The 20821-nt window shown below is 36.1% G+C and carries 17 protein-coding genes and 4 tRNA genes; 2 read left to right on the top strand and 19 right to left on the bottom strand.

Translation table 11 applies throughout. The features are described 5' to 3' along the window. Window positions 1-30 precede the first annotated feature (30 nt). Window positions 31-1476: an ATP-dependent RNA helicase DbpA gene (gene dbpA, locus AC3WTI_RS19020; protein ID WP_097841586.1), complete on the bottom strand. Its 1446-nt coding sequence runs from the start codon at window positions 1474-1476 to the stop codon at window positions 31-33. Window positions 1477-1662: 186 nt separating this feature from the next. Continuing rightward, window positions 1663-2694: an acyltransferase gene (locus AC3WTI_RS19015; protein ID WP_087959082.1), complete on the bottom strand. Its 1032-nt coding sequence runs from the start codon at window positions 2692-2694 to the stop codon at window positions 1663-1665. A gap of 241 nt (window positions 2695-2935) precedes the next feature. On the opposite strand from AC3WTI_RS19015, the gene guaC reads away from it, so the two are divergent. Together guaC and pepF are read left to right on the top strand one after the other, a co-directional pair. Next, the gene (gene guaC, locus AC3WTI_RS19010; protein WP_097841585.1) at window positions 2936-3919 is read left to right on the top strand and encodes a GMP reductase; all 984 of its coding nucleotides are present in this window, start codon (window positions 2936-2938) and stop codon (window positions 3917-3919) included. A gap of 137 nt (window positions 3920-4056) precedes the next feature. Continuing rightward, window positions 4057-5874: an oligoendopeptidase F gene (gene pepF, locus AC3WTI_RS19005; RefSeq protein WP_097841584.1), complete on the top strand. Its 1818-nt coding sequence runs from the start codon at window positions 4057-4059 to the stop codon at window positions 5872-5874. 189 nt (window positions 5875-6063) lie between these two features. On the opposite strand, the gene AC3WTI_RS19000 is transcribed toward pepF, so the two are convergent. The 17 genes from AC3WTI_RS19000 to AC3WTI_RS18920 form a co-directional block, all read right to left on the bottom strand. Then, complete coding sequence (locus tag AC3WTI_RS19000) at window positions 6064-6942, bottom strand: radical SAM/SPASM domain-containing protein (RefSeq protein ID WP_087959080.1); 879 nt, start codon at window positions 6940-6942, stop codon at window positions 6064-6066. Between the two features lie 131 nt (window positions 6943-7073). Further along, complete coding sequence (gene rlmH / locus AC3WTI_RS18995; protein WP_001027003.1) at window positions 7074-7553, bottom strand: 23S rRNA (pseudouridine(1915)-N(3))-methyltransferase RlmH; 480 nt, start codon at window positions 7551-7553, stop codon at window positions 7074-7076. A 59-nt stretch (window positions 7554-7612) separates the two neighbouring features. Continuing rightward, on the bottom strand, window positions 7613-7798 hold the full coding sequence (locus AC3WTI_RS18990; RefSeq protein WP_001052827.1) for a CxxH/CxxC protein: 186 nt from the start codon (window positions 7796-7798) through the stop codon (window positions 7613-7615). 53 nt (window positions 7799-7851) lie between these two features. Next, window positions 7852-9027, bottom strand: a complete 1176-nt coding sequence (locus tag AC3WTI_RS18985; protein ID WP_087959079.1) for a S1C family serine protease — start codon at window positions 9025-9027, stop codon at window positions 7852-7854. A 63-nt stretch (window positions 9028-9090) separates the two neighbouring features. Further along, on the bottom strand, window positions 9091-9885 hold the full coding sequence (locus AC3WTI_RS18980; protein ID WP_000522836.1) for an MBL fold metallo-hydrolase: 795 nt from the start codon (window positions 9883-9885) through the stop codon (window positions 9091-9093). Then, window positions 9869-10711, bottom strand: coding sequence for a two-component system regulatory protein YycI (locus AC3WTI_RS18975; RefSeq protein WP_087959078.1), 843 nt, complete (start codon window positions 10709-10711; stop codon window positions 9869-9871). The genes AC3WTI_RS18980 and AC3WTI_RS18975 overlap by 17 nt, the downstream gene beginning before the upstream one ends. Then, a complete protein-coding gene (locus AC3WTI_RS18970; RefSeq protein ID WP_097841583.1) occupies window positions 10692-12008 on the bottom strand; it encodes a YycH family regulatory protein in 1317 nt (438 codons plus the stop codon). Before AC3WTI_RS18970 ends, AC3WTI_RS18975 begins: the two co-directional genes overlap by 20 nt. After that, the gene (gene walK, locus AC3WTI_RS18965; RefSeq protein WP_087959076.1) at window positions 12005-13846 is read right to left on the bottom strand and encodes a cell wall metabolism sensor histidine kinase WalK; all 1842 of its coding nucleotides are present in this window, start codon (window positions 13844-13846) and stop codon (window positions 12005-12007) included. Before walK ends, AC3WTI_RS18970 begins: the two co-directional genes overlap by 4 nt. Before the next feature lie 3 nt (window positions 13847-13849). Beyond that, window positions 13850-14557, bottom strand: a complete 708-nt coding sequence (walR, locus tag AC3WTI_RS18960) for a cell wall metabolism DNA-binding response regulator WalR (protein ID WP_000971865.1) — start codon at window positions 14555-14557, stop codon at window positions 13850-13852. 433 nt (window positions 14558-14990) lie between these two features. Continuing rightward, a tRNA-Phe gene (locus AC3WTI_RS18955) sits at window positions 14991-15063 on the bottom strand. A gap of 41 nt (window positions 15064-15104) precedes the next feature. Beyond that, window positions 15105-15180: transfer RNA gene (locus AC3WTI_RS18950), tRNA-Asp, on the bottom strand. A 24-nt stretch (window positions 15181-15204) separates the two neighbouring features. Beyond that, window positions 15205-15276 (bottom strand) — tRNA-Glu (locus tag AC3WTI_RS18945). 13 nt (window positions 15277-15289) lie between these two features. Next, window positions 15290-15365: transfer RNA gene (locus tag AC3WTI_RS18940), tRNA-Lys, on the bottom strand. A gap of 141 nt (window positions 15366-15506) precedes the next feature. Next, on the bottom strand, window positions 15507-16796 hold the full coding sequence (locus AC3WTI_RS18935; protein ID WP_001977509.1) for an adenylosuccinate synthase: 1290 nt from the start codon (window positions 16794-16796) through the stop codon (window positions 15507-15509). A gap of 216 nt (window positions 16797-17012) precedes the next feature. Further along, complete coding sequence (gene dnaB, locus AC3WTI_RS18930) at window positions 17013-18374, bottom strand: replicative DNA helicase (RefSeq protein ID WP_001286244.1); 1362 nt, start codon at window positions 18372-18374, stop codon at window positions 17013-17015. Between the two features lie 27 nt (window positions 18375-18401). Beyond that, window positions 18402-18848 (bottom strand): 50S ribosomal protein L9, encoded by a 447-nt coding sequence (rplI, locus tag AC3WTI_RS18925; protein ID WP_000864235.1) that lies wholly within the window; start codon window positions 18846-18848, stop codon window positions 18402-18404. Beyond that, on the bottom strand, window positions 18845-20818 hold the full coding sequence (locus tag AC3WTI_RS18920) for a DHH family phosphoesterase (RefSeq protein WP_087959075.1): 1974 nt from the start codon (window positions 20816-20818) through the stop codon (window positions 18845-18847). Before AC3WTI_RS18920 ends, rplI begins: the two co-directional genes overlap by 4 nt. Between the last annotated feature and the right edge of the window lie 3 nt (window positions 20819-20821).

The following is a 20821-nucleotide window of genomic DNA, read 5'->3' as shown; positions in this document are numbered from 1 at the left end:
ACTATCCACTTATTAAAGTGGATAGTTTTTTTACTTATTTGCCTCATGAACTTTCAACTGTTTACCTTTTATCGTTGTATTTCTCATAACCTTTAAAACGAGCGGTCCTTTTCCGTTTAATATTTCAACATAAGAAACATTATCTTGTATTGTAATAATGCCTATATCTTCAGCCGAAACACCTTGGATTTTAGCAATGGTACCGACGAAATCCACCGCCCTAATCTTCTTTTTCTTCCCGCCATTAAAGTACAGTTTCATAATTCCTTTATTTATATCCGCATTTTTATCTTTCTTTATAATTGGTTTAGCATGTATTTTTTCTTCAAATACAGCTTTCCCTTTTATAACTTCTTCTTTTGAAGGTGCCAATACTTTTGGAATTTCAAATCCGATATATTCTTCAATTTCTTCTAAAAATCTATTTTCATAAGGCGTTATAAATGTAATGGCCTTTCCGCTATTACCAGCTCGTCCCGTTCTTCCTGTACGGTGTACATAGCTTTCTTTTTCTAATGGAATATCGTAATTAATAACATGTGTAATATTATCAATATCAATTCCTCTTGCAGCTACATCAGTTGCTACTAAATAACGGAACTTTCCTTTTCTAAAATCATCCATAACTTCAAAACGATCTTCCTGTACCATACCACCGTGTATTTTGTCACAAGGATAATTAACTCGTTTTAACTGTCTATATACATGGTCTACATTTTCTTGTGTACGACAAAAAACAATGCAACTGTCTGGATTTTCAATCATCGTTACGTCTTTAAGGAGTGAAAGCTTCTCCTCTTCCCTTACTTCAAACAGAGTATGTTTAATTTTATCCGTTGTAATCCCAGCCGCTTTAATTTCAATATGAGTTGGTGTATTCATATATGTACGTGATAACTTTTCAACATCTTCTGGTAATGTTGCTGAAAATAGCATTGTCATTCTTTTTGTAGGTAATTCATCAATAATTGCCTCTACTTGATCGATAAATCCCATATTTAACATTTCATCTGCTTCATCAATCACTAAATATTTTAATCGCTCTAAAGAAAGAGTTCCCTTTTCAATATGATCCAACACACGTCCTGGAGTCCCTACTACAATATGCGTCTTTTGTTTTAGCTCTAATTTTTGACGTGCAAATGGAGATTTACCATAAATTGCAGCGGCTTTAATTCTTTTGAATCGGCCTATATTCGTAATATCTTCTTTCACTTGAACAGCAAGTTCCCTCGTCGGTGTTAAAACTAACGCTTGTGGTTTATTTTCTTCCCACTCTACCATTTCACAAAGTGGTATACCGAACGAAGCCGTTTTCCCACTACCCGTTTGTGATTTTACAACAAGGTCCTTCTTTTGCAATGCAACTGGAATAACCTCTCCTTGCACTTCTGTTGGATGCTCATATCCTAAACCAGTAAGCGCTCGCCTTACTTCTTTACTTAATGCATAATTACTAAAGCTTTTTTTACTCATATATTAACCTCATTTGATTTTATATTTAACCTATTCTGTTCTCATACCTCACTTTAGACTATAGTAAGATACTATATTAATCCACTGTTTTTAATTCATTTCAGCCTAAATTTATCTACATATAATTTTAAAATAGTAAAGGGCAGCCTTAATTATAAGTCTGCCCTATCTATACCATATTCATTTTTACGGAACTAGTTTTTTCACAACTGGTATTCTTTGCAATATTAACGTAATTACCATACTAAGAACAATTGTAATCGTTACATTAATGGGTATTGCCAATATTGCATGTACACGCTCATTTACTTTAGGGAAAACCATGTACAACAAGTTATTTAATAAGAAGAAGTGAAGAATATAGATTCCAAGGCTTGCTTGATTTATAAAACGGAATAACAACGGTAATTCTTTTTCAGATTTTTGGAATGCATATTTAAAAAATATAAATAATGCAATTGCCATCAGTACAACTCCTGGCGCAAAATACCCATACCAAAACTGGTCTAACTGTCCATTTGCTTTTACTGTATAGTAATACGTAATAAAGAATGTAATAATAAATCCTACAAGTCCTCCAACGTAAGAAATATTTCTCCATTTTTTCGAAATATCGTAATTGGATAAGTAATAACCCAGTAGGAAATACCCTACATAATTCGTAACGTAAAATAATTCAATATTAAAATTGATAGGATAATAATATTTCACTAAATTGACTATAACAGACGCATATAACCATAAAATTAAAAAGTATTCTATCTCTCTTTTTTTAGCATTCTTCACAAAGATTCTCAGTAGAGGTGTAATTAAATATATCCCTACAATCATGTATAAGAACCATAAATGTCCCCCAATAGTATCCGTTAAAAAATGCTTAATCCCTTGCTTTAAAGAGGCCGGGAAATAGCCTGCATATGCTCCATATGCATAAAATATAGCACTCCAAGCTATAAAAGGGATAATTACTTTACTCGCGCGCTTCTTTAAAAATTCCCCGACTGAAATCTCTTTTGTCCCCTTTAACAATAAAGCACCACTAATCATCACAAAAATTGGAACACTCGCACGTGAAATCGATTCGAATAAATTACCAGCCATCCACCGTGAAGCGTTATTTGCATCTAATACTGAAACATAACCAGCAGCAACGTGAATTGTAACTACTGCGATTGTTGCTAATACTCGCAACCAATCCATATACATTAATCGCTTCATTAAAATCTCTCCCAAATTTGTATATTTAATTTTTTCTGTGCTACACATAATTTTATATCAGAAGATTCTATATTAAAACTTTTTTTTGGCAATATAAACCTATAATTAACTTAAATAGACTCAATTTTTAAATATAAACAGGAAAACCTTTGACTTATGAGTGAAAATAATGTAAATTATCCTTTGGACGAACATTTTTAAACAAACTGAATAAAATATTCGTATTTTAGGGGTGTAAATGATGGAAAACGTATTCGACTATGAAGATATTCAATTAATTCCTGCAAAATGTATTGTAAATAGCCGCTCTGAATGTGATACAACTGTCACTTTAGGTAAACATAAATTTAAATTACCTGTCGTACCTGCAAATATGCAAACGATTATTGATGAAAGAATTGCAACTTATTTAGCTGAAAATAATTACTTCTATATCATGCATCGTTTCCAACCAGAGAAACGAATCTCATTCATTAGAGATATGCAATCACGTGGATTAATCGCTTCTATTAGCGTTGGTGTAAAAGAGGACGAATATGAATTCGTACAGCAATTAGCTGCTGAGCACCTTACGCCTGAATACATTACGATTGATATCGCGCACGGACATTCTAATGCTGTAATCAACATGATTCAACATATTAAAAAGCATTTACCCGAAAGCTTCGTTATCGCTGGAAACGTTGGAACTCCAGAAGCGGTAAGAGAATTAGAAAATGCTGGTGCTGACGCAACAAAAGTTGGTATTGGACCTGGTAAAGTTTGTATTACTAAAATTAAAACAGGCTTTGGAACTGGTGGTTGGCAGCTAGCTGCACTTCGCTGGTGTGCAAAAGCTGCAAGTAAGCCAATTATCGCTGACGGTGGTATTCGTACACATGGCGACGTAGCTAAATCTATTCGATTTGGGGCGACTATGGTTATGATCGGTTCTCTATTCGCTGGTCATGAAGAGTCTCCAGGGGAAACAATCAAAAAAGATGGCAAACTTTATAAAGAGTACTTCGGTTCAGCTTCTGAATTCCAAAAAGGCGAGAAGAAAAACGTTGAAGGTAAGAAAATGTTCGTTGAGCATAAAGGTTCTTTAGAAGACACTTTAGTTGAAATGGAACAAGATCTTCAATCTTCTATCTCTTACGCGGGTGGAACAAAATTAGATTCAATTCGTACTGTAGATTATGTAGTCGTGAAAAACTCTATTTTCAACGGTGATAAAGTATATTAATTTTTAAAATTAACTCCAAGGACAAGCATTTGTATGCTTGTCCTTCTTTTATATATATAGAAATGTAAAATATTTTTATTTTACTGAATTTTCTAGTATCATACTTTTATATACTTATAATAAGGGGGATATAACAAATGAAAAATACAATTGAGAAACGCCATATTCGCGCGGAAGTCCCTACTGAACTAACATGGGACCTCTCTGATTTATACGAATGTGATAAAGAGTGGGAAACTGCATTACGTGTATTAACAGACGATATAAAAAAACTTGATATGTTTAAAGGCCAATTACACACTAGCCCCACTACTTTATTACATTGCCTACTTTTAGAAGAAGAGCTTTTAATGAAGTTAACAAAATTATACTCTTACGCAAATTTAAAAGAATCTACTGACCGTACAAACCCAGTTGTTCAAGCGAACTCTTCCAAAATTGCTGCTTTATGGACGAAAGTACATACTGCACTATCCTTTATCCATAATGAAATCCTCTCATTTGACGAAGGAACAATTGAAAAATATTTAACTGAAGAAACAAAACTCGAACCTTTCCGTAAATCATTACTAGACATACTACAAAAAAGGCAACACACGCTCTCTCCTGAAACAGAAGAAGCTCTTGCTGCACTTGGCGAAGTACATAGTTCTCCATACAAAATTTACGGTATGACTAAATTAGCCGATATGGATTTTACTTCCATACAAGATGAACAAGGAAACGAACTCCCTGTATCATTTGCATTATTTGAAAGTAAATATGAGTTTTCCCCAAACGTAGACATACGTAGGAAAGCATACTCATCATTTGTTTCCACGTTGAAACGATATAAAAATACAGTGGCAACAACATATGCGACTGAAGTAAAAAAACAAGTGACACTTTCTCGCTTACGCAAGTTTGAATCTGTTACTCATATGCTTCTAGAACCTCAAAAAGTTCCACTTGAAATGTATAACAATCAACTTGATATTATTTATAAAGAATTGGCGCCTCATATGCGCCGCTTTGCAGATTTAAAAAAGAAAGTATTAGGACTCGATCAAATGCTGTTCTGCGACTTACATGCACCGTTAGATCCCGAATTTAATCCGGCAATTACTTATGAAGAAGCTGGAAAACTCATTCAAGACTCTTTACAAGTACTAGGGGATGAATATAGTTCCATTATCGAAAAAGGATTCAAAGAAAGATGGGTTGATCTTGCAGATAATGTAGGGAAATCAACTGGGGCATTTTGTTCAAGCCCGTATGGTTCTCATCCATACATTTTAATTACATGGCAAAATACGATGCGTGGCTGCTTCACATTAGCTCATGAATTTGGACATGCCGGTCATTTTTATTTAGCAAATAAAAACCAGCGTATTATGAACGTACGTCCATCTATGTACTTTGTTGAAGCCCCGTCTACAATGAATGAATTACTATTAGCCCAACATTTATTAGCGACGAATGACGATAAGAGAATGCGCAGATGGGTGATTCTGCAACTACTCGGCACATATTATCATAACTTTGTTACCCATTTACTTGAGGGAGAATATCAAAGAAGAGTATACACGCTAGCAGAAGAAGGCGGAGCCCTTACAGCTACAACTTTAACTGAAATAAAAACAAATGTACTTTCTACATTCTGGGGAAATTCTGTAGAAATTGACGAAGGTGCTGGCTTAACTTGGATGCGTCAACCTCATTATTATATGGGCTTATATTCTTACACCTATTCCGCTGGTCTTACTGCATCTACTGCGGTAGCTCAAATGATTAAAGAGGAAGGACAACCTGCTGTTGACCGCTGGTTAGATGTACTTCGCGCTGGTGGTACGATGAAACCACTTGAATTAATGAAACATGCAGGAGTAGATATGTCAAAACCAGATGCAATACGCAGGGCCGTTTCTTACGTCGGTTCCTTAATTGATGAATTAGAACGCTCTTATCAAGAATAAAGTGAAACTTTAATCAGTGGGGGTGTCCATCCCCCACTGATTATTAGTCCTCACCAATCGGGCTTTTACGGGCAGCCCGCTCCCCACCTAACTTCTTTGCTTCCGCTGAATTTTGAGGTGGGGGTCTTACTGCCCGGCAAATAGCGGGATAAAAAATAAGCCCTCACTTTATGAGGGCTTATTTCATATTTACTTTCCAAATCTTTTACGGTATCCACATTTTCTGCATAGCTCTTCGACTGCAATCCTTTTCGAAAATCCATCGACAATGTTTGTCGCTCTTTCACCTTCTATAATGTTAGAAAATGAGTCAGTATTAATATTTCCAAGGTTAATAATCCCTTCACCATCTAAACAGCAAGGAATAACTGTTCCGTTTGCTAAAATTCCTGCCTGATTTCGAAGACCATGACAGAATCCTTTTCCATCATCCTCTTCTTCATGTAATGCTGGCCACTGGAATTCATAGTCTTGATTAATAAAGACACGTTCTGCAATTTTTATACCTTTTCCTGGTGTAAGCTTCTCTTCGATTTGATAAGATAGACCAAACTCATTTTCAATAATGGATAATAACTCTCTATTTTTCTGGATTTCAGCATTTGTTTTATTATCCTGCGTTAAATTCCATAATCTCAGTGAAACAATTAAATCCGATTGACTCGTCGCCTCTCTAATAAAGGAGAGTATACTTCTTACATAACCCTCTTTATCTTGAGAACCTGGGTGTCCATCAAAACTGTGCAATGAAAAATTCATTTGTCTTAGAGCAGGCTTATTTAACAGTCTATGCCTTCTCTTATTAATTAACGTTCCGTTCGTTGTAATATTAACTTTAAACCCTTTTTCATGGCTTAAATCTAACAGTTGATCTATTTTTGGATGAAGCAACGGCTCACCCTTCACGTGCAAATAAATGTAGTCTGTGTGAGGTTTAATTTGGTCTAATCTTTTCGCAAAATCCTCCACAGAAATGAACTGCTTCTGCCTTTCCGTCGGCGGACAAAAGCTGCACGCAAGATTACATACACTCGTAATCTCCAAGTAAAACTTTTTAAACTTCTTCACCTTTAATTCCTCACTTCTATGACTACTTGTACTTTTTTCCTCTTCATATTACATCACACTTTTTTAGAAATAGAAACATACTTATTTTAGGAAATATAGAAAACGGCCACATCTGTAGCCGTTTGAATGTACTATTTATGATACGGTTCCCCACGATTAATACGAAACGCTCTATACACTTGCTCAAGCAATACTAATCGCATTAATTGGTGTGGTAATGTCATCTTTGAAAAAGAAAGTGATTCGTTTGAACGCTTCATTACTTCTGAACTTAGTCCAAGTGATCCACCAATTACAAAGGCAACTTTACTCTTTCCATATGTAGCAAGACGATCTAAGCTTACTGCAAATTCTTCTGATGATTTTTGTTTTCCTTCTATCGCTAGCGCAATAACGTGCGTATCGTCAGAAATTTTATCCAGTATACGTATACCTTCTTTTTCTTTTACAATTAACATTTCTGCTTCACTTAAATTTTCTGGTGCCTTTTCATCTGGTAATTCAATTACTTCTACTTTTGCGTATGCAGATAATCGTTTTAAGTATTCTGCTATACCTTGTTTTAAATATTTTTCTTTTAATTTCCCAATTGAAATAATCGAGATATTCACACGTATTCCCCACCTTACAAACATGTTATCCACATAACTTATCCACATATCCACAAATGTTACCCACATATTGTGTGAGAATCTGTGTTCGATACAACATATGTCGCCTCATTTTGACAAAATTCACATGTTTTTTTCTCTTTTTCTGAGTTATCCACATTGTTGATAACCGGTGCAACTTCACACTCATCCACAATGATATCTAAAGCTAATTCAACATGTTCTAAACAACAAGGTAAATTCATATTCTTCACCTCACTTTTCTACAATAGAAAACAGGAGGTAGGACCTCCTGTTTTTAATACTTTTGAATGCCTAGCTTAACCGTTGTTGTTGCTCGTTTTGTACCACGATAAAATGTAAGAGTCATTTTATCATTAATTTTTTTATCATATAAGACCGTACGGAACCCGATAATATCGCGAACCGGTTTTCCATCAACTGCTACAATCACATCGTGTTCTCGTAAACCAGCATCTACACCTGGCGAAGGACTTTTCACATCTAAAATGCAAACCCCTTCTGTTACATTAGCTGGTAAATGTAATGTTTTTGACCAATGATAATTTGGAATCTCATTTAACGATCTAAGTTCAATTCCAACATACGGTCTTCTTACTTTTCCGTACTTCTCTAATTCATTCATAATAGGAACAGCTCTAGTAACAGGAATAGCTAGTCCAATTCCTTCTACTTCTTTTGCTGCAATTTTCATTGAGTTAATGCCAATTAATTGACCTGCCGCATTTACAAGCGCACCACCACTATTACCTGGGTTAATTGCTGCGTCTGTTTGCAATACTTCAACTTGCCAATCATAATGTCCATCTTGATCTAAATCTACAGGGACAATACGTTCATTAGCTGAAATAATGCCTTGTGTGACAGTTCCAGAAAATTGTAGCCCAAGCGGGTTTCCAATCGCAATGACCGGTTCTCCTCTACGAACAGTATTAGAGTCACCAATTTCAATTACCTTTTTCACATGCTTTGCATCTATTTGTAGTACGGCCAAATCTGTGACTACATCAGTTCCTAATACTTTTCCCTGAACTTTCTTACCGTCACTTAAACTTACTTCAATACGATTCGCCCCAGCAACAACATGATTATTCGTTACAATATAAGCTTGGCCATCTGCCTTTTTATAAATTACACCCGATCCTGTACCAGCTTCTGAATCTGCCTCTGAAAAATTATCTCGTTGAATATTAATAACGCCAACAACAGCTTCAGACGCACGATCAACAGCATCCACAAAGCTAATTTGTTTAATTCCTTGCGCTTGGGCCATATTACTGCCACTTGCTTCAGCTTGCGGAAGCGTGCCTGCATCATTTGCAAATAAAGGAGCTCCAAATGCAAATAACGAAGCCCCTACAATTGTTCCTGCTATGCTAGAGATAACAATACCTTTATGCTTCTTTTTCCTTGCACGTTTCATACGATAATTTTCTTCATCAATAAAGGACATATTTGTTCACCTATCTTCCTGAAAACAACTATATTCACCTTTATTGTTTACTAAAATGAAGAATTATACGTATTGAATTTTTGTCGGCATTTTTGGATCTGTATCGTGAATTTCAAAGGCTTCTCCCACTCCAAATCCTTTTTCCTCTAATACTTGTGACACTGACATACGTGCTAGTTCTTTCATGTTATTATCTAAACTTAAATGGGCTAAATAAATATGTTTTGTCTCATCTGTAATTACATCTGCCATCGCTAATGCAGCGTCCTCATTACAAACGTGACCCACATCACTTAAAATACGTCGCTTAATACTCCATGGATAACGTCCCATACGAAGCATTTCTACGTCATGATTACTTTCAAATACGAAAGCATTAGCTCCCTTAATAACACCTTTCATACGGTCACTCACGTATCCCGTATCTGTAATAAGGGCTAACTTTCTATTATTGTTATGAAAAGCATAGAACATCGGCTCTGCCGCATCATGAGACACCCCAAATGACTCGACCTCAATATCACCAAATGTTTTCACATCCCCAACTGAGAAAATAAACTTTTGCTCAGTTGGGATATTTCCTATTAAGTGTTCCATTGCGTTCCATGTTTTCTCATTTGCATACACAGGCAAATCATATTTGCGTGCCAATACACCTAATCCTTTAATATGATCACTATGTTCATGTGTTACAAGAATACCTGATACATCATTTATATTTAGTTCTGCCTGTTTAAATAAAGCCTCTGTTGCTTTACCACTTAAACCTGCATCGACGAGTAATTTCTTTTCATCTGTTCCTACATATAGCATATTCCCTGTACTTCCACTTGCAAGTACGCTAAAATGCAACCCCATTCTTTCTCACTCCAGTATGTTCATCAACCACTTGATTTTCCTTTTCACCTAATTCCATAACTTGTCCTTCAATTGCATTTACAAAGAAGTCCTGCTTCTGCTCCGTTTTTAAATTCCATGTTGGAGCGAGTACTTGGTTATTAGAAGTAGATGCGGTAAGGTTGGCATAACCAATTTGTGCTTCTTTTACATGTGTATTCCCATGAATTTTATTTTTTAAATATAGGTTTTCTAAAGCCGTTTGGGCAGTAATAATTTCTTGCTGTTTCGTTTTTTCACTTTCGCCCATTTCCTTTAAATCCGTTAGCATCGTCTGCGTGTATGACACAAGTTCATTTTTTTCATTTAATTCCACAACAATCATTGCCTGATCATTATAGAAAATAGGCTTGTCTTTATATTTTTGGAAAAAGTAAATTTTGGAGTCTTTCATCGCGCCAAATTCATACTTTTGTCCATCCAATACATAGTTCTTCAAAAAATCACTATACTTATCTTTAGATAATGATTTTGTATTTAAAAAGGGCTCTTTTAGCTTACTTTCTATCTTGTACATATTTTGTATATGCGCCGTTTGATTTTTTAAAGATTGTATATCTTCTTCTTTAAATGCCTTGTTTTCTGCCCTAATAAATGCCTCTTTTTTCGGTTCTTTAGGAAAATTACCCATAGTAATTTTGTTTGCTTTTAATTCTTGATCTATCTTTGTTTCTGCAATAAGCTCCAATTGATTACTATCTTGCTTTTGAATGAATTGAAAAATGAGAAAGAGGTCCAAAACAAAAAAGGTCACAATAAATATGGTTTTAATCCGATCCCAATCCATTTAGTCCTCCCTCACTCCACTCATATATTTTTTGTTTGCCAGCTTCATCTTCAACAAACTTTACATACCAAATTGGCTGTAGTCGCGCTACTTGCCCATCTAGTGATAATTTGTATCCAATACCAATGTCTTTAATGAGTCTTTTATCTACAGCAGCATTATTTTCTAAAGATGCTATCACAACATGACCTGACGGAAGGGTAACCTTCTGTTCTATCCCTTTCGTGTTTAAAGATAACAATGGTCTTTCATATTCCATTACTTCTTCGGATCCCCATATTTGTCTCAACTCAGCTAATCCATCTGTATTGAATACGGAATAACCATCTTCATGTAAACGGAATACTGTCTGTCCTTTATTCATATAGTCCAAACGATATGAATCCAGGCTCCCACTGTGACCATTTACAAAATCAAAGCTTTTTTGTAAAAGCATTAAATTATCTGTCGTTTTCTCACTTGAAACAGAAGAATTTTTATACTTTAGCATATGACGATCATTTTCAATCTCCATGGACCTAATACCATCTGTAAATGTTTCTTTCGATTTCTCGGTAATCGGACTTAAATAACGAGGATCACTAAACAGAGCATTCTTAAATGTATCAACCGCTAAATTAGATGAAATATACGTTATATTATTTAATTCCGTCGTTCCATCTGGTAAAAATATCTTTTTCATATCATTAATTTGATAATCAAAATATGGTTTTGCTGATACTATAAATTGATTTTGTGCATTTACAATATCTTTTAAATACACACCACTTAATTTTGCTTCATATATTCTAGAGTTATCACCATCGGAAACAAAATTAATTTTAATTTCTTGATCCCTACTTCTAGAGGGATCAAGAATAATTCGATTAAAATGTTTAGGTTTATCTATACTTTTTTCTTTCATACTAAACATAGATTTAACTGCATCAAACGGGATATTGGTAGGAAAAATAAGCTCAATCTTTCCTTCACCATGCACATAAGAAAGGAAATCAGCCTTAGCAATCGATATTTCCTTGAACTCATGTAATTCCCCTGCTTCCAAAGGTTTATAGATGGATTCTATATCTCCCTCTCTCTTGCTCCCATAATGATTTTTATCTTTATGCACGATGATAGAAGTAGGGCGGACAACATCAGCAATTTTAGTTTGAGTAGTTCCTTCATTCCCCTGCACAAACTTTGCGTTTTGCATAGACGTGGAATCTGGCACATACGTCCATAAGTTAAAAGTAAGAAATAGGCTAATTACAACTAAGTTAATTAAAACTATTGTTTTAACATTTTCCATACTCATTCCCATTCGTCCTCTTCATCCGCTGCCATTGGCAATGTGAAATAAATCGTTGTCCCTTTTCCTTCCTCACTCTTCGCCCAAATTGAGCCACCATGTGCCTCAATCATTTCTTTCGCAATTGCTAATCCAAGTCCTGTACCACCCATTTGTCTTGAACGTGCTTTATCTACGCGATAAAAACGTTCAAAGATTTTATCGACGTTTTCTTTCGGAATACCCATTCCTTGATCGCTTACACTAATCTCTAACAATTCTCCGCGATCACGCAAACGATATGTTACTGTTCCACCTTCTGGTGAATACTTTAATGCATTCGAAATAATGTTATACAATACTTGCGTAATTTTATCCGTATCCATATCAATAAATCGAGATTTTTTAGAGAAAGATCGTTTGAAGCTTACGTTTTGCTCTTTAGACATTTCAAAACGATCAATAACGTTATTAAAGAAGTCAGTAAAGTCGACCCATTCTTTCATTAAACGATGTTCTGTACTATCAAGTTTAGATAGTTGTAATAACGCATTTACAAGTCTAATCATTCTTTCTGTTTCTTCTTGTGTAACTGTTAAAAATTGCGGTGCAATATTCGGATCTTGCCACGCACCGTCTGTAAGTGCCTCTAAGTAACTGCGCATCGTTGTTAATGGTGTTCTTAATTCATGGGAAACGTTTGCCACAAACTCACGGCGTTCCCTTTCTATACGCTCCTGTTCAGTTACATCATATAATACGGCGATTAAACCATTTGCTTTCCCTGTCTCTTTTTGAATAACAGAGAAGCTAGCACGTAAAATATATGGTTCATTTCTCGTACTAAAATCTAATAATACAGAATCAGGTTCTTCATATAAATGATCGAGTGTAAATTCTTCTTGTATCCCTAATACTTCTAAAACAGATCGATCGAGTGCCGTTTCACGCGAAACATTTAACATCTTTTCCGCAGGATCATTTAATAAAATAATGTCCCCTTTCCGGTCGGTAGCAATTACCCCATCTGTCATATGTGATAAAACAGATGATAATTTACGTCTTTCACTTTCCGTTGAAGAACGAGCTTGTTGTAATTTTTTTGATAAATTATTGAAAGATAATGCTAATTGTCCAATTTCATCATGGCTATGCACTTTTACTTTTCTTGAATAGTTTCCTTTCGCCATTTCAATCGCTTGTCTTCGCATATCAGAGATTGGTCTCGTAATCGTTTGAGCTAACAAAATTCCAAGTACAGCTGTTACGAGTAATGCAATAACGGTTCCGGTCGCAAAAATTTGATTAATATCCTTCATCTGCTTATAAACATCTTCCATAGATGCAACAACATAAATAGCACCAAGTGCATCTTTACCGTTATCATCCATAATAGGAGTAATCATAACTTGTACGCGATGGCCTGTACGACCATCCTTCTCAATTTTTACTTCTGGCTTTTTCTGTACCAATACCCGCTGAACAGCTATATCAGTTGATGTTCTATTTACCTTATTTTGCTTTGACTCATCTGAAATAGCGAGTAACTTTCTATGCGCATCAAACACACTTACCTCTTGAATATCTTTCTTTCGATCAGAGGCAAATTTTCGAATTGAAGTTTTAATCGTTTCATCTGTTGACTCTGTTTCTGATTTTGTATAACTTTTTTTAAACTCTTGTTTCAAGTTATATGCTAATAAGTTCGTTTGCTGCGTTAAAGAATCCCTAAAGCCTTGCACAAGACTCTTTTCTAACTCTCTTACGAAATATACACCAATAACCTGCATTGCTATCAATATTAATAGCATATATATGAGTACAAATTTTAAATGAATAGATTGAAAAAAACCGACTTTCTTCATATACTATTCCTGCTCTGGGTCACGCAAGTAATATCCTACTCCACGTCTAGTGACAATTAATGTAGGATGACTTGGATTATCTTCAATTTTTTCACGTAAACGACGCACTGTTACATCGACTGTACGTACATCTCCAAAGTAGTCATAACCCCAAACTGTTTGCAATAAATGTTCGCGTGTCATAACTTGTCCTAAATGCTTCGCTAAATAATGTAGTAGCTCAAATTCACGATGTGTAAGTTCAATATTTTCCTCACGTTTCGTTACACTATACGCATTTGGATTAATAACAATTGGTCCAATAACCATTTCCGTATTCTCTTCTTTTTCTGCAGCACCACCTTGTTGATGGCGACGTAAATTCGCCTTCACACGAGCAAGTAATTCTCTCGTACTAAATGGCTTCGTTACATAATCATCTGCACCAAGCTCAAGTCCTAATACTTTATCAATTTCAGAGTCCTTCGCTGTAAGCATAATAATCGGCATTTCTGAGCTTTTACGTATTTCACGGCAAACCTCTAAACCATCCTTACCTGGTAGCATAATATCTAATAAAACCATATCTGGCTGTTCTTCATTTGCTTTTTCAATTGCTTCATCACCATCATGCGCCATTACAATTTCAAAACCTTCTTTTTCTAGGTTGAACTTCAAAATATCCGCAATCGGCTTTTCATCATCAACTACTAAAATTTTCTTTCCCATCATCGTCTATTTCCTCCTTATAAAGTGAAACTTTAATCGTTGGGGAGTTTCATCCCCCAACGATTATTAGCCCTCACCAATTGGGCATTTTCGAGCAGTTGATCCCGCACCTGACTTCTTTTATCTTCGCTGAATTTTGAGGTAGGATCTTACTGCCCGTTAAATAGTGGGGTAAAAATATGGTCAATATCCCTAAACACATTGATGTCTACATAGTATGTCCTTATATGACCTCATCTTTTGCTTAAGTACTTTCTCCTCTATTCTCACAGACTCATGTATGATCCACTTTTACACGGAATCCTATACGATCTATAGAAAAACCTCTAGCTTCAACTGCTAGAGGCTCCTCATTCTATTTTAAAATAACTACTCAATTTTGTAAAATTACACAAATAAAAAGGATATTAAGTGGGCCCACTTAATATCCTGAGAGTGGCTCGGGACGGAATCGAACCGCCGACACGAGGATTTTCAGTCCTCTGCTCTACCGACTGAGCTACCGAGCCAAAACTATATATAAAACCACTAATGGTGGTATAAACAAAAGTGGCGGTCCCGACCGGGGTCGAACCGGCGATCTCCTGCGTGACAGGCAGGCATGTTAACCACTACACCACGGGACCAAAAATGAACATAAAAAAAAGACATGACCCGTACGGGATTCGAACCCGTGTTACCGCCGTGAAAGGGCGGTGTCTTAACCACTTGACCAACGGGCCACGAAAAATAAAATGGTGAGCCATGAAGGACTCGAACCTTCGACCCTCTGATTAAAAGTCAGATGCTCTACCAACTGAGCTAATGGCTCATACTCACCAACGTCATATTTTCGTGACGACAAGATGTATCATAACATGTTTCCTTTATATTTTGCAATACCTTTTTTATTTTTTTTATAAAAGATAAGAAAAAACTCATGCGGACATGAGTTTTTTCTCAAAAATATCAATTAAGCTTCGTATACGTTACGAACGATATTTGTTTGGTTACGATCTGGTCCAACTGAGAACATAGATAATTGAATTCCTGTTAATTCAGAAACACGTTCTACGTATTTTCGTGCATTTTCAGGAAGCTCGTCTAATGATCTTACACCAGTAATATCTTCTGTCCAACCTGGAAGCTCTTCGTATACAGGCTCACATTTCGCTAAAATGTTTAAGTTTGCTGGAACTTCATCGATAACTTCGCCATCGCATTTGTAAGCAACACAAATTTTAAGAGTTGGAATACCAGTTAGAACGTCGATAGAGTTTAATGATAGATCTGTTAAACCACTAACACGACGTGCATGTCTTACAACAACGCTATCGAACCAACCTACGCGTCGTGGACGACCAGTTGTCGTTCCATACTCACGACCAACTTCACGAATTTGATGACCAATTTCATCATGAAGCTCAGTAGGGAATGGACCATCACCAACGCGGCTTGTATATGCTTTACATACACCTACAACGCGAGTAACTTTCGCAGGACCAACTCCAGTTCCAACTGTTACACCACCAGCAATCGGGTTAGAAGATGTAACGAACGGGTACGTACCGTGGTCGATATCAAGCATAACACCTTGTGCACCTTCAAATAATACACGGTGATTGTTATCTAATGCATCATTTAATACAACAGATGTATCACATACATATTGCGCGATTTGTTGTCCGTACTCGAAGTACTCTTCGAAGATTTCTTCTACACTGAAACCTTCTGTATCGTACATTTTTTCAAATAAGCGATTTTTTTGTGCTAAATTGCGCTCAAGCTTCTCTTTAAATGCTTCACGGTCTAAAAGATCAGCCATACGAATACCAATACGAGCAGCTTTATCCATATATGCAGGACCGATACCCTTTTTCGTTGTACCGATTTTGTCATCACCTTTACTCGCTTCTTCTAACTCATCTTGTTTTAAGTGATAAGGTAAAATAACGTGCGCACGGTTACTTACACGTAAATTATCAGTACTTACACCACGATCGTGTAAGTATTTTAATTCTTCAAGTAATGCTTTCGGATCTACTACTAAGCCGTTTCCGATTACACAAATTTTCTCTTTATAGAAAATACCAGATGGAATTAAGTGTAATTTATATTTAACTCCGCCGAAAACAATTGTATGTCCTGCGTTATTTCCACCTTGATATCTTGCAACTACTTCCGCATGCTCAGAAAGAAAATCAGTGATTTTACCTTTTCCTTCGTCGCCCCATTGTGTTCCTACAACTACTACTGAAGACATTATTAAAGCACCTCCGCAATTTTCAAACGATCTATTCAAACAATATAATTGTACCAAAACCGAAAAAGAAGTCAACCAAAAAGCGAACATTTTTTTATAAAAAAACATTTTCGTTCGTAAGAATTATATTTTTCACATTATGAAAGCCTTATCTTTCCCATAAAAAAAAAGAAACACATCTTATTATAAGAAATGTGTTTCTTTTTTATACTAGCCTTATGCAGGCGGCGCATGTCCATCCTCGAAGCGACGTTCTAAGTTAACGAACTTATTGAACTCTTTAACGAATGCGAGTTCTACGGAACCTACAGGACCGTTACGCTGCTTTGCAATAATAATTTCAATCGTATTTTTATTTTCCGTTTCTCGGTCATAGTAATCTTCACGATATAAGAAGGCTACGATATCAGCATCCTGCTCGATACTTCCCGACTCACGAATATCAGACATCATCGGACGTTTATCTTGACGAGATTCTACACCACGAGATAACTGTGACAAGGCAATAACAGGTACTTGCAATTCACGTGCAATCCCTTTTAGTGTACGAGAAATCTCAGATACTTCCTGCTGACGGTTCTCTCCTGATTTCCCGCTTCCTTGAATAAGCTGTAAGTAGTCAATCAAGATCATACCAAGACCCTGTTCTTGTTTTAATCTACGACATTTCGCTCGAATCTCATTTACTTTAATCCCTGGTGTATCATCAATATAAATACCAGCATTAGAAAGGCTACCCATTGCCATCGTTAATTTCGCCCAATCATCAGAAGTTAATGATCCGGTACGAAGTCTTTGCGCATCGATATTCCCTTCTGCACAAAGCATACGCATAACTAGCTGATCAGCACCCATCTCTAGACTAAAAATCGCGACATTTTCATCCGTTTTCGTCGCTACGTTTTGTGCGATATTTAATGAAAATGCCGTTTTTCCTACCGATGGACGTGCCGCCACGATGATTAAATCATTTCGCTGGAACCCTGCCGTCATCTTATCTAATTCAGTAAACCCAGTTGGTATCCCAGTAACTTCACCTTTTTGATTATGCAAAAGTTCGATTTTATCGTAAGCATCTACAAGAACGTCTTTAATATTTTGGAATGCCTTCGCATTCGTTTGATGTGATACTTCTAATATTTTTTTCTCAGCCTCATTTAATAGGCCATCCACATCGTCTTCTCTCTCATATCCATCAGACACAATATGAGTCGCTGTTCGAATTAAACGACGTAACAACGCTTTTTCAGCGATGATTCGTGCATAATACTCTACGTTAGCAGCAGTCGGAACAACTTCTGCTAATTCTGCTAAGTAAGAAACCCCACCAACTTCTTCTAATAATCCTTGGTCAGCCATCGCTGACGTCATCATTACTAAGTCGATTGGCTCCCCCTTATCAGACAATCCAAGCATAACTTCAAAAATCTTTTGATGTTTCGTTCGATAAAATGAGTCAGGTACCAATAGTTCCGATGCTGACGTTAACGCATCCTGATCAATCAATATAGCACCTAAGACTGCCTGCTCAGCTTCTATATTATGCGGAGGGGTACGATCAGCCATTACATCACTCATACGCAATCCTCCTTGCTTAAATTATTTTTATTGTTCACTAACATGAACTTTTACTGTTGCTGTTACTTGCGGATGCAATTTCACAGTAACATTTGTATAGCCTAATGCCCGAATCGCATCATCCATTTCAAATTTACGCTTATCAAGTTTAATCTTGTGTGATTTTTGCATTGCATCTACGATTTGTTTACTTGTGATTGAACCGAATAGACGGCCACCTTCTCCAGATTTAGCCTTTAATTCTACAGTTAGTTTCTCTAACGTTTCTTTTAATTGTTTTGCACTTTCAAGCTCTGCTGCTGCATCTTTTTCTTCTTTACGCTTTTGAGCTTCTAAAGTTTTCATACTGCTATTTGTCGCTTCAGCAGCTAATCCTTGTTTTAGTAAGAAGTTATTTGCATAGCCATCTGGTACGTTTTTTACTTCTCCTTTTTTCCCTTTACCTTTTACGTCTTTTAGAAAAATTACTTTCATGATTGTGTGCCTCCCTGTAAATAGTCATCAATAACAACTCGAAGCTTCTCCTCAGCTTCATCTACTGTAACATTTTTCATTTGTGTGGCTGCATTCGTTAAATGCCCACCACCGCCTAAATTTTCCATAATTAGCTGCACATTCACTTCACCTAAAGATCTGCCGCTAATTCCAATGAAATTCTCACCACGTTTTGCGATAACAAATGACGCAATAATTCCTGTCATTGTTAATAATGTGTCCGCTGATTGTGCAATAAGCACTTGATCGTAGTAATCATCACTATCAACTTTTGCAATCGCAATTCCATTTGTATAAATGTACGCATTTTTAATAGCTTTTGCAACCCGTAAATACTGATCCATATCTTCTTTTAACAACTCTTGTACAAGTACAGTATCTGCACCATGTGAGCGTAAATAAGAAGCGGCATCAAACGTACGGGCACCTGTCCGGAATGTAAAGCTTTTCGTATCAACAATAATACCTGCTAACAACGCTGTTGCTTCTAACATTGTCATTTTTAAATTTTTCGGTTGGTATTCAAGTAATTCTGTAACAAGTTCTGCCGTGGAAGAAGCATATGGCTCCATGTAAACAAGCAATGGATCTTCAATAAAATCTTCTCCTCGACGATGATGGTCAATAACAACTACATTTTCAATTTTGTGTAACAGCTTTTCTTCCATCACCATTGAAGGTTTATGCGTATCAACAACAACAAGTAAAGAATCATCATTAGCAAATTCCATCGCTTGTCCTGGTGTAATAAAGTGAGACCATAACTCTTCGTTTTGTTTCACTTTATCCATCAAACGCTTAATTCCCTTATCAGAATCATTTTCATCTAGCACAATATATCCTTTGCGCTCATTTAATTGCGCTACCTTTAAAATACCAATCGCAGCACCAATTGCGTCCATATCAGGAGCTCTATGTCCCATTATAATGACGTTACTACTTTCTAATACTAAATCCTTTAACGCATGCGAAATAACTCTAGCACGTACACGAGTACGTTTTTCAACTGGATTTGTCTTACCACCATAAAACTTAACTTTACCTGTTGCTTGTTTAATAGCTACTTGATCTCCGCCACGGCCAAGCGCAAGGTCTAAACCTGACTGAGCCATTGCTCCAAGCTCTGATAAAGGTAAATCACCTGATCCAACACCTACACTTAAGGTAAGTGGTATATTCCTTTTGGATGTTTCTTCACGCACCTGATCTAAAATGCTAAATTTCCCTTTCTCCATCTGCGCTAAAATACTTTCATTTAGTACAACGAAGAATCTTTCTGAAGATGCACGCTTTAAATATGCCCCATACTTAACAGCCCATTCATTTAGTCTTGATGTTACAAGACTTGTTATGTTCGTACGTAATTGATCATCTAGCCCTTGTGTAACTTCATCATAATTGTCTAAATAAATGACAGCTAAAACAGTGCGTTGATCTTCGTACATCTTTTCAATCTCCGTTTGTTCTGTTACATCAAAGAAATAAATTAACTTTTCTTCTTTCCTTACAAAGACACGAAACTTTCGATTATTTAAAGAGACTATATCGTCGGAAGTTTCTCCCTTAATAAAAAGAAGTAACGTTTCTGATACATCATAAAGGTGCCATCCAGCTAATGCATGCTGTCCTAGGCATGAAGATAAATAAGGATTCGCCCAATCAATCCCATAATCCTTATTGTATAACAAAATACCAATCGGCATTTGGTTAAATGCCTCATTACTCACTTTCTTTACCCTTGTAATCATCTCTGTCGTATGTTTTTCAAAGTTCTTTTGAAAGGTAAGTTCAAATCGCACAACAACAAAAAGTACAATACAAAAAATAAAAAAGGCGGCTATCCCCATCATTAAATGAAAATAACAGAGGATTGAAATGAGCACAAACACAAAAAATGCCAATACGTAAACAGGATATAAAAACCACTGTTTCTTATAAAATTCAGGCATGTA

It is taken from the genome of Bacillus sp. EB106-02-03-XG38, from assembly GCF_058792175.1.
The sequence above is the reverse complement of the archived record's forward strand: the minus strand, read 5'-3'. Positions and strand labels throughout refer to the sequence as shown.